This window comes from Zoogloea sp. (assembly GCF_044344315.1).
Lineage (GTDB): Bacteria > Pseudomonadota > Gammaproteobacteria > Burkholderiales > Rhodocyclaceae > Zoogloea.
Genome location: NZ_JBIJDC010000045.1, coordinates 22,414 through 32,546 on the forward strand (window position 1 = coordinate 22,414; position 10,133 = coordinate 32,546).

Below are 10,133 nucleotides of genomic sequence, written 5' to 3' on the forward strand. Positions count from 1 at the left end.
GGATCACCGGGTGGCGGCGCGCCAGGCAAGGCGCAGCCAGTCTGTCTTGCCGAGCGTCGGTCGGCATTTGAAGATGTCGTAGCCCTTGGCCTCGATCTTTTCGAGCACGGCCAGCCCGCCCTGCACGATGAGGCGCAGCTCCCAACCGATGCGGCCGGGCAGGCGGTGGGCCAGGGGGGCGCCGTGCAGCATCATGGTGCGCGCCCGCTGGATCTCGAAATCCATCAGGGCGGAGAAGGCGTGGGTCACCTCACCGGCGGCAATGCACGCCTCGCTCACGCCAAAGCGGGCCATGTCGGCCTGGGGCAGGTAGATGCGTTGCTTCTGCCAATCCACGGCCACGTCCTGCCAGAAGTTGATCAGCTGCAGGCTGGTGCAGATCTGGTCGGACATGGCCAGGTTGTCGGGGGTGTCGGCCTTGTACAGGCATAGCAGCAGACGGCCCACCGGGTTGGCGGAGCGGCGGCAGTAGTCGCTGAGCTCGGCAAAATCGGCGTAGCGGGTCTTGCCCACGTCCTGGCTGAAGGCGTCGAGCAGGTCGCGGAACAGGCCGGCCGGCAGCTTGAAGGCCCGCATGTTGCGGCCCAGGCGCTCAAACATGGGGATCAGGCTGGGGTCGTCGAAGGGGCGGCCCTGTTCGATGGCCAGCAGCGCCCGGCGGTAGTCATTGAGGCGGGCCAGGCGCATCACCGGCAGGGCGTCGCCCTCGTCGGCAATGTCGTCGGCGCTGCGCGCAAAGGCATAGATGGCCTCCACCGGCTCGCGCAGGGGCGCGGGCAGCAGAAAGGAGGCAACCGGGAAGTTCTCGTAGTGGTCGACGGGCATGGGCGCGCGGAGTATACCCTGCGCAGGTAACGGAACCGACCGTTCCCGCCGCCCTCTGATACGCCATGCTCGAAATCGAAAAGCTGTCCCGCCATTTCAATGGCCGCACCGTGCTCCGGGACGTGTCCCTGCAGCTTAAGCCCGGCGAATACGTGGCCATCGTCGGGGAGTCGGGGGTGGGCAAGTCCACCCTGCTCAATCTCGTCGCCGGCCTCGATCGGCCCGATGGTGGTCGCCTGAGCCTGGACGGGGAGGACTACGGCCGCCTCGACGAGGACGCCCTGACCCGCCTGCGCCGGGACAAGCTGGGCTTCGTCTTCCAGGCTTTTCACGTACTACCCCACCTGACTGTCGCCCAGAACGTGGCCCTGCCCTTGTGGCTGCAGGGCCTGGATGCCGCCGCCGCCGCGGCGCCGGCCCGGCAGTTGCTGGACGCGGTAGGCCTGGCCGAGCGGGCCGATTCCTGGCCGCGGGAGCTCTCCGGCGGCGAGATGCAGCGCGTCGCCATCGCCCGGGCCCTGGTGCATCGCCCGCGCCTGGTGCTGGCCGACGAGCCCACCGGCAACCTGGACCCAGCCAACGGCAACAAGGTGCTGCACCTGCTGGCCACACGCATCCGCGAGGCCGGCGCCATTGGCATCCTGGTCACCCATTCCCTTGAGGCGGCCGCCACCGCCGACCGGGTGCTGCGCCTGACGCCGGAAGGCCTGTGCGGATGAGGCTGGCACCGGTCTTTCTCGGCTCGCTGGCCCGGCGCCGCATGGCCACCCTGTTTTCCCTTGTTGCCATCGTACTGGGCGTGGCCCTGGGTATGGCCGTGCAGGCGGTGCACGAGGCCGCCCTGAGCGAGTTTGGCCGTGGCCTGCGCACCCTGGCCGGGCAGGCCGACCTGCAGGTGCTCGGCCCGCGCGGGGGCTTCGACGAGGCGCTGTACCCCCTGCTCGCCGCAGCGCCGGAGGTGGCCGACGCCAGCCCGGTGGTGGAGATCGACGCCCGCCTCGCCGGGCGGGAAGACAGCCTGAGCATTCAGGGTGTGGACCTGTTCTCCCTGGCCCGGGTGACACCCCGGCTGCTTCCCCGGGCGGTTGACGAGGGCGAGGGCGAGCGCTTTGGGGCCCTGGCCGACGATGCCCTGTTCCTCACCGAGGGCGCGCGTCAGGCCCTGGGCGTCAAGGCGGGGGACGTGTTGCACTTCCAGGCCGGCTCGGGTCGGCTGGCCCTGCGGGTGGCCGGCGATCTGCCCGGGCTGGATGACGGGCGTCGCCTGGCGGTGATGGACATCGCCGGCGCCCAGTGGCACTTCGGGCGCCTGGGGCGACTCACCCGCATCGACCTGCGCCTGCGCGATGGCATTGCGCCCGAGGCGGCACGCGCCGCCCTTCAGGCCCGGCTACCAGCCGGGGTCGTAGTGACGCTGCCCGAGGCAGCCGAGGACGAGTCCGCCAATCTGTCCCGGGCCTATCGGGTCAATCTGACCCTGCTGGCGGCCATCGCCCTGCTCACCGGGGGCTTTCTGGTGTTCTCGGCCCAGGCCTTGTCGGTGGTGCGGCGGCGCACTGAATTTGCCTTTCTGCGCGCCGTGGGCCTGGCCCGGCGCACCCTGTTCGGCTGGCTGCTGGCTGAGGGGGCGGCGGTGGGGCTGGCCGGGGGCGTGCTCGGCGTAGCGTTGGGGCACGCTTTAGCCTGGGGGGCGCTGGCCGTGCTGGGCGGTGATCTGGGGGCCGGCTACTTTTCGGGCCTCAGCCCGCGGCTGCAATTTCAGCCCGGGGTGAGCGCGCTGTATGTGCTGCTGGGCATGCTCGCCGGCCTGGCGGGCGCCTGGCTGCCGGCGCGGGAGGCCGCCACCGTCTCGCCGGCCCGGGCCTTGAAGGCCGGAGACGAGGCCAGCGTGGGCGGCGGGCGCGGCCATCCGCGCCTCGGGCTGGCGGTGCTGGCGGCGAGCCTGCCCGCCTGCCTGATTCCGCCGCTGGAGGGTCTGCCCCTCGGGGGCTACCTGGCGGTGGCCTGCCTGCTGGCGGGCGGCGTGCTGTTGTTGCCGGCGCTGGCAGCCGGTCTGGCACGTCTGCTGCCCAGGGGCGGGCCGGTCTCGGCGCGCCTGGCCGCCGCCCGCCTGTCGGCGGCGCCGGGGCATGCGGTGGTGGCGGCTGCCGGTGTGCTGACCAGCGTGGCCCTGGCGGTAGCCATGGCCATCATGGTGGCCTCCTTCCGGGATTCGGTGGACCAGTGGCTGGGCCAGATCCTCCCCGCCGACCTATACGTGCGTGCCGGCCGGGCCAGCGGCAGCGGGCATCTGGATGAAACCCTGCAGGCCCGCATCGCCGCGCTGCCCGGCGTGGGCCAGGTGGATTTCATCCGCCACGACACGCTACGCCTCATCGCAGGCCAGCCGCCCGTGGCCCTGATCGCCCGCCCGGTGGCGGCTGACGGCAGCGATCTGCCTCTGGTCGAGCGGGCGGGTGCAGCGGGCACGCTGCCGCGCATCTGGATCTCCGAGGCGCTGCAGGACCTCCAGGGCTGGCAGCCGGGCCAGCAGGTGGACGTGCCCCTGGCCGGTCGCCGCGTGTCGGTGGCGGTGGCCGGCGTGTGGCGTGACTACGCACGCCAGACCGGTGCAGTGATGATGGACCTGGCCGACTACCGGCGACTCACCGGGGACAGGCTGGCTAACGATGGGGCGGTGCATCTGGCCCCTGGCGCCCGGGTGGACGATGTGGCCGATGCCCTGGCCGGCCTGGCCGGACCCGGTGCGCTGGAGATCGCCCGGCCCGGGGAGATCCGGGCCATCAGCCTGCGCATCTTCGACCGCACCTTCGCCGTCACCTATCTGCTTGAGGCGGTGGCCGTGGTCATCGGCCTGGCCGGCGTGGCGGCCAGCTTCGCCGCCCTGGCCGCGGCGCGACGGCGGGAGTTCGGCATGCTCCGCCACCTGGGCCTGACCCGTCGCCAGATCGGCGCCATGCTGGCGCGGGAGGGGGCCCTCGCGGCGGGCGTTGGCGTGCTCGGCGGCATGCTGGTTGGTGGGGCCATCGGCCTGGTGCTGATCGAGGTGGTCAATCGCCAGAGCTTCCACTGGAGCATGGACCTGCACGTGCCCTGGCTGTCCCTGCTGCTCTTCGGAACCGGGCTGGTGGCCCTGGCCGCCGTGGCCGCCGTGCTGGCCGGGCGGCAGGCCATGGGGCAGAGCGCCGTGCTGGCTGTGCGGGAGGATTGGTGATGCAGCGTCGCCGCTTTCTGGCTGCCCTGGCCAGCCTGGCTGCCGTACCCGCCAGTGCCACGGAGTTTGCCCCGGTGCTGCCGGGGCGCCGCCTGGCCTTTCCGGCCGATCATGGCGCCCATCCGGATTTCCGCACCGAATGGTGGTACGCCACCGGCTGGCTCAAGCTGCCCGACGGCAGCCCAGTGGGCTTCCAGGTCACCTTCTTCCGGGTACGCACCGGCCTGGGCGAAGGCAACCCGAGTACCTTCGCCCCGCGCCAGCTGGTGCTCGCCCATGCGGCCATCGCCGACCCGCGCCTCGGCCGGCTGCGCCACGATGAACGCTCAGCTCGTGTTGGCCCCGGCCACGCCGGCTTCGACACCGGCACCACCCGCGTGTGGCTGGGCGACTGGCGCTTCGAGCTTGGCCCCAAGGGCTACCACGCCCGCGTCCAGGGCGCGGATTTTGCCTACCAGCTCGACCTGCAACCCGACGGCCCGCCGCTGCTGCAAGGGCAGGCCGGCTTCAGTCGCAAGGCCGCCGACCCCCGCCACGCCAGCTACTACTACAGCCGCCCGCAGCTACGGGTCAGCGGCCAGCTCACCCTGGACGGCACCGCCCGGCCGGTCACCGGCCAGGCCTGGCTGGACCACGAATGGTCGAGCGAACTGCTGCCCGAGGGTGCCCAGGGCTGGGACTGGATCGGCCTCAATCTGGACGACGGCAGCGGGTTGATGGCCTTCCGCCTGCGCGACGCCGCCGGCAAGGCCCTGTGGTCAGCCGCCACCATCCGCCCCGCCGGCCAGACGGCGCAGGTGCTGCCACCCGAGGCGGTGCACTTCACCCCCCTGCGCCAATGGCACTCCCCCCGTTCGGGCATCGACTGGCCGGTGGCCTGGCGGGTGCAGGTGGGCGGCCGTCACTTCGAACTGCAACCGCTGATCGATGACCAGGAACTGGACAGCCGACGCTCCACTGGCGCGATCTACTGGGAAGGGGCAGTGCGGGCGCTGGAAGGTGGCCGCGAGGTGGGGCGCGGGTATCTGGAGATGACGGGGTACGGGAAAAGGATTCGGGTGGGGTAGGGGATTCGTCGAGGTGTGCAGTTAATTCATATTTCATGCTAACTTTCTATCGCGATGTTATGCGACGTCTCTATGTGCGAATGTGTGAGATAAAACAGCAAGTGGTGTGATGGCGTCTGGGTTGGTGTGTTTGCAATCGCCCACCAGCATCGTGCGATCCTTTTTGATTTATGTCGTTGAAATTTTTTAGGAGCCTTAGAGTGAAAGCCAATAGCTGCATTCTTCATCAAGTTCCTGTCATGATTCAACCGAAAACATGGGCTTGCTGGTATACATCCATGCAGATGGTCGTGGCTTACTTCCGACGACCTCATGTGAACGGCCCGCGTTTAATTGATCCATCAGAGGATTCGGAGGCTTCTCAGATTTTCAAGTCAAATCAAGGTATAGGAAATACGCCTGATGAACGTGAACGAATAGCTAAAAGGCTTGGATTTTCAGTTGGATATATTTCAATGTCGTCAGATGGCTTATGGGGTTTGCTAAGAAAGGGGCCGGTTATTTATGCTGGTCAGTGGCCTGGGCAAATGTCTGGGCATTGGGTGGTAATTACCGGTATTTCAGAGGATTTGATTGCTATAAATAATCCTGCTGTTGGTGCCCAGACTTGGGATTATGGGCACTTTGCTGGAAAGTACCTATTGCAGACAGCGGATCGACCGCTTGTTTATGTGGACTATTGATCCTGAGAAAAACGGTGTGAGAGCACAGGGCTGTCGAACCTAAATGACATAATATAATCCATAATATCTTTAACTGTCATGTACTTACGAAGCTCGTGATCACAGCGGCGCAAGTTGTGTAGTTTCCTCGTTTTTTGGGTTTCTCATGAAAGAAAAAAGGGTAGACCGCGGTCGTACGCAGATTCGGCGGAATGCGATGATCTACCCTCACGGATGGCAGCCAAGGCTGCGAGCCGTAGAACCGGATAGTTTGATACCAAAACAGTAGCGTGCTTGATTGAGGCACGCACATCACCGCACAGCGAGCCCTACGCGAATTCGGGAAAATCACCCACAGGCGGAACGCCCTTGCGTGCATGGTATGCCGAGGCAAGCCGGGTCACTGGACAACGCCTGCGGATATCAAGGCAGCGCATCGGAACGCCAGCTTTCTGGCAAACAAGCGCGTGGTGTTCAACATCAAGGGCAACGATTACTGGCTGGTTGTGGCTGTGCGTTACACCTCCACCATGATGTTTATCCGGTTTGTTGGTACGCATGCCGATTACGACCCGATAGACGCCGAAACCATATAGGAGCTGCCATGGATCTGAAGCCCATCCGAACCGAGGCCGAGCACGCGGAGGCGTTGGCCGACATTGAGCGCCTGTGGGACGCCCCTGAGGGCAGCCAGGAAGCCGATCACCTCGAAGTCCTGGTCATGCTGGTAGAGGCCTACGAGAGGGCACATTTCCCGGTCGAGCCACCCGACCCGATCTCCTACCTGGAGTACATCATGGACGCACGCGGGCTGACGCGAAAAGACGTTGAGGCTTACATCGGGCCCCGCGGCCGGGTGGCCGACATCATGAACCGGACCCGCCCTTTGTCCGTGGCGATGATTCGTCGGCTGTGTGCCGGCCTGGGACTGCCTGCTGACGTGCTGATTCAACCCTACGCCCTGCGAGACTCCATCGCCGCCTGACAAGATCAGCGCCTCGTTACTGGAAGCGCAACTGCGCGATCAGCAGATCATCCCCCTCGATGACGATAAAGGGGACATCGGGCGCTTGCGCTAGCCTTGATGCTCAGAACAGCAGCTTGCACCCCCGCCCGACAATGCTGATATCCACAAAGCTCGATCCCGTGTGCCGGGTGGGGGAGAAGTCCACCGTGTAGCCGCCCACGTCGTAGTGCTTGAGGCCGTCGAGGGCCTGGACGAGTTTGGGGCGGGTGGGGGCGGGGCCGGCGCGGCGGATAGCTTCGAGGACGATGCGGGTGGTGACGTAGGCTTCCAGGTGGAAGATGCTCGGCCGGGTGCCGGCTTCGCCGAATTTGGCCATGTCCTCATGGAAGCGCCGCACCACCGGAATGGCGCTGTTGCCGAGGTTGGGCATGACCTGGGCGACAACGACGCCGCGGGCGGCGTCCTCGCCGGCCACCTGGCACAGGGTTTCGGCGTTGCCATAGGACACGGTGGCTAGCTGGGCCGGCAGGCCGCCGCTGCCGCTCCGGTAGGCCTTGAGGAACTCGCCGGCCAGCTGGGCCGGGATCACCATGTAAATGATGTCGGGCCTGGCCGCTGCCACGGTTTTGACGGCAGCGGAGAGGTCGGCCTTGCTGCCCATGGGCAGCGCGACCCGGGCGACGATCTGCTGGGACTTGCCGCTAAACAGGGATTCCAGGGTGGCCAGGCCGGCGGTGCCGAAGGGGATGTCGGCATAGACCACGGCGACGCGCTGCTGGCTGGTGGTGGCGGCGTGTTCGGCGAGCTTGCGGTACTGCTCCACATCGCCGGCCCGCACGTGGTAAACGTAGGGATTGATGGGGGTGCGCAGGGGTTCGGCGCCGGGGATCACGCCGATGACCGGAAATTTCTGGGTTTCGGGAAACTGTTCGGCAAGCAGGCGCGTCATGGCCGGTGAGCCGACGGTCATCAGCGCGGCCAGCGCATCGGAGGCGGCGGCTTCGCGAAAGCGGGTGAGGGCGGTGTCGGCCTTGTATTCATCATCCAGGTTGCGCAGCACGAGCTGCTTGCCGTGGATACCGCCGGCGGCGTTGGCGGCCTTCAGGGCCAGGCGGATGCCGGCGTTGTATTCGGTGGCTTCCCGGGTGACGGGGCCGCTGAGGGGGGCGACGTGGGCGAGGGCGATCTCGCTGGCGGCTGGGGCGGCCTGGGCAAAGGCCAGGCTGGCGCCCAGCGTGCCTGCACGGAGCAGGGCGCTGCGGACTCTTGTCATTATTTTGTCTCCTTGGGGGGGGCCGGGTGCCCGGGTCTGGTGGGCGATGGCGGCGGGGCTGGCGGATGCCCCTGTTGTTGTCGGAAAGCCCCGCATCATACTTTCGTTAAGGACATTTGCGTATTCCGCCTGCCGGGCTGGCAATTGCCCCTTCCGCTTTCACGGTCTTCGACTTGAAAGCCCCGTTTCACCCCCCATCTAGGCCTTAGACCAGAATCCGGAGGCCTTATGCGCTACGACAAGTTCACCACCAAGTTCCAGCAAGCCCTCAGCGAAGCCCAGAGCCTCGCGGTGGGCAATGATCAACAGTTCATCGAACCCCAGCACCTGCTGCTGGCCTTGCTTGCTCAGGATGACGGCAGCACCGCGTCCCTGCTGCAGCGGGCCGGGGCCAATGTGGGCGGCCTCAAGGCTGCGCTGCTCAAGGCCCTTGAGCGTCTGCCCAAAGTGCAGGGCCATGGCGGTGATGTGTCCGTCGGGCGGGATCTGGGCAATCTGCTCAACCTCACCGACAAGGCCGCCCAGCAGCGCGGCGACGAGTTCATTGCCAGCGAGATGTTCCTGCTGGCCCTGGCCGATGACAAGGGCGAGACCGGCCGCCTGCTGAAGGAAAACGGCCTGACCAAGAAGGCGCTGGAACAGGCCATCGACGCCGTGCGCGGTGGTCAGAACGTGGGTAGCGCCGACGCCGAGAGCCAGCGTGAAGCCCTCAAGAAGTTCTGCGTGGATCTCACCGAGCGGGCCCGCCAGGGCAAGCTCGACCCGGTGATCGGCCGCGACGACGAGATTCGCCGCGCCATCCAGATCCTGCAGCGCCGTACCAAGAACAACCCGGTGCTGATCGGTGAGCCCGGTGTGGGCAAGACCGCCATCGTCGAAGGCCTGGCCCAGCGCATCGTCAATGAGGAAGTGCCCGAGACCCTGAAGGGCAAGCGAGTGCTGGTGCTCGACATGGCCGGGCTGCTGGCCGGGGCCAAGTACCGGGGCGAGTTCGAGGAGCGCCTGAAGGCGGTGCTCAACGACATTGCCAAGGATGAAGGCCGCATCATCCTGTTCATCGACGAGATCCACACCATGGTGGGCGCCGGTAAGGCCGAGGGCGCCATCGACGCCGGCAACATGCTCAAGCCGGCCCTGGCCCGCGGCGAGCTGCACTGCATCGGCGCCACCACCCTGGACGAGTACCGCAAGTACATCGAGAAGGACGCCGCCCTGGAGCGCCGCTTCCAGAAGGTGTTGGTGGATGAGCCGACGGTGGAGTCCACCATCGCCATCCTGCGCGGCCTGAAGGAAAAGTACGAGGTTCACCATGGTGTGGTCATCACTGACCCGGCCATCGTTGCCGCGGCCGAGCTGTCCAACCGCTATGTCACTGACCGTTTCCTGCCCGACAAGGCCATCGACCTGATTGACGAGGCAGCGGCGCGCATCAAGATGGAGATGGACTCCAAACCGGAGGTGATGGACAAACTCGAACGCCGCAAGATCCAGCTGGAGATCGAACAGCTGGCGGTGCAGAAGGAGAAGGACGAAGCCTCCCGCAAGCGCCTTGGCCTGATTGAGGAGGAGATCGCCCGCATCAAGCAGGAGTACTCAGACCTGGAGGAAGTCTGGAAGGCCGAGAAGTCAGCGGCGCAGGGTTCCGCCCACATCATGGAAGAGATCGAGCGCCTCAAGGCCGAGATCGTCAAGCTCCAGCGGGAAGGCAAGCTCGAGAAGGTGGCCGAGCTGCAGTACGGCCAGCTGCCCCAGCTCGAAGCCCAGCTCAAGAAGGCGGAAGCCAGCGGCGAGGCCAAGCCGGCCAACAAGCTGCTGCGTACCGAAGTGGGTGCCGAGGAGATCGCCGAGGTGGTGTCCCGCGCCACCGGCATCCCCGTGTCGAAGATGATGCAGGGCGAGCGCGACAAGCTGCTCAAGATGGAGGCCTACCTGCACAACCGGGTGATCGGCCAGGATGAGGCCGTGCGCCTGGTGTCGGACGCCATCCGCCGCTCCCGCGCTGGCCTGTCGGACGAGAACCGGCCCTATGGCTCCTTCCTGTTCCTCGGCCCCACGGGCGTGGGCAAGACCGAGCTGTGCAAGACCCTGGCCGAGTTCATGTTCGATGCCGAGGATCACCTGATCC

9 protein-coding genes are annotated in these 10,133 nt (G+C 66.5%); 7 read left to right on the plus strand and 2 right to left on the minus strand.

Going from position 1 to position 10,133, the window contains the following annotated elements; genetic code table 11:
* Window positions 1-3 precede the first annotated feature (3 nt).
* On the minus strand, window positions 4-825 hold the full coding sequence (gene hpnC, locus ACIQ09_RS11530; protein ID WP_398309522.1) for a squalene synthase HpnC: 822 nt from the start codon (window positions 823-825) through the stop codon (window positions 4-6).
* 65 nt (window positions 826-890) lie between these two features.
* On the opposite strand from hpnC, the gene ACIQ09_RS11535 reads away from it, so the two are divergent.
* From ACIQ09_RS11535 to ACIQ09_RS11560, 6 genes are all read left to right on the plus strand, one after another.
* Entirely contained in the window at window positions 891-1,544 is a 654-nt protein-coding gene (locus ACIQ09_RS11535; protein WP_398309525.1) for an ABC transporter ATP-binding protein, read from the plus strand.
* The gene (locus tag ACIQ09_RS11540; protein ID WP_398309528.1) at window positions 1,541-4,039 is read left to right on the plus strand and encodes an FtsX-like permease family protein; all 2,499 of its coding nucleotides are present in this window, start codon (window positions 1,541-1,543) and stop codon (window positions 4,037-4,039) included. Before ACIQ09_RS11535 ends, ACIQ09_RS11540 begins: the two co-directional genes overlap by 4 nt.
* A complete protein-coding gene (locus tag ACIQ09_RS11545) occupies window positions 4,039-5,106 on the plus strand; it encodes a lipocalin-like domain-containing protein (protein WP_398309531.1) in 1,068 nt (355 codons plus the stop codon). The genes ACIQ09_RS11540 and ACIQ09_RS11545 overlap by 1 nt, the downstream gene beginning before the upstream one ends.
* A 200-nt stretch (window positions 5,107-5,306) precedes the next feature.
* Window positions 5,307-5,789 carry a papain-like cysteine protease family protein gene (locus ACIQ09_RS11550; RefSeq protein ID WP_398309534.1) on the plus strand — a complete coding sequence of 161 codons (483 nt, stop codon included), beginning with the start codon at window positions 5,307-5,309 and terminating at the stop codon, window positions 5,787-5,789.
* Between the two features lie 356 nt (window positions 5,790-6,145).
* The gene (locus ACIQ09_RS11555; protein ID WP_398309537.1) at window positions 6,146-6,364 is read left to right on the plus strand and encodes a type II toxin-antitoxin system HigB family toxin; all 219 of its coding nucleotides are present in this window, start codon (window positions 6,146-6,148) and stop codon (window positions 6,362-6,364) included.
* 8 nt (window positions 6,365-6,372) lie between these two features.
* Window positions 6,373-6,753 (plus strand): type II toxin-antitoxin system HigA family antitoxin, encoded by a 381-nt coding sequence (locus tag ACIQ09_RS11560; protein ID WP_398309540.1) that lies wholly within the window; start codon window positions 6,373-6,375, stop codon window positions 6,751-6,753.
* 103 nt (window positions 6,754-6,856) lie between these two features.
* On the opposite strand, the gene ACIQ09_RS11565 is transcribed toward ACIQ09_RS11560, so the two are convergent.
* On the minus strand, window positions 6,857-8,008 hold the full coding sequence (locus tag ACIQ09_RS11565) for an ABC transporter substrate-binding protein (RefSeq protein WP_398309542.1): 1,152 nt from the start codon (window positions 8,006-8,008) through the stop codon (window positions 6,857-6,859).
* Window positions 8,009-8,236: 228 nt separating this feature from the next.
* On the opposite strand from ACIQ09_RS11565, the gene ACIQ09_RS11570 reads away from it, so the two are divergent.
* Window positions 8,237-10,133 (plus strand): Clp protease N-terminal domain-containing protein (locus ACIQ09_RS11570; RefSeq protein WP_398309545.1); only part of this gene is annotated, 1,897 nt, incomplete at its 3' end.

What these genes read in the sequence shown, in the direction of transcription:
- ACIQ09_RS11560 (WP_398309540.1), top strand. Translation starts at nt 6,373, where the DNA reads ATGGATCTGAAGCCCATCCGAACCGAGGCCGAGCACGCGGAGGCGTTG.
- hpnC (WP_398309522.1), bottom strand. Translation starts at nt 825, where the DNA reads ATGCCCGTCGACCACTACGAGAACTTCCCGGTTGCCTCCTTTCTGCTG.
- ACIQ09_RS11555 (WP_398309537.1), top strand. Translation starts at nt 6,146, where the DNA reads ATGGTATGCCGAGGCAAGCCGGGTCACTGGACAACGCCTGCGGATATC.
- ACIQ09_RS11540 (WP_398309528.1), top strand. Translation starts at nt 1,541, where the DNA reads ATGAGGCTGGCACCGGTCTTTCTCGGCTCGCTGGCCCGGCGCCGCATG.
- ACIQ09_RS11565 (WP_398309542.1), bottom strand. Translation starts at nt 8,008, where the DNA reads ATGACAAGAGTCCGCAGCGCCCTGCTCCGTGCAGGCACGCTGGGCGCC.
- ACIQ09_RS11545 (WP_398309531.1), top strand. Translation starts at nt 4,039, where the DNA reads ATGCAGCGTCGCCGCTTTCTGGCTGCCCTGGCCAGCCTGGCTGCCGTA.
- ACIQ09_RS11535 (WP_398309525.1), top strand. Translation starts at nt 891, where the DNA reads ATGCTCGAAATCGAAAAGCTGTCCCGCCATTTCAATGGCCGCACCGTG.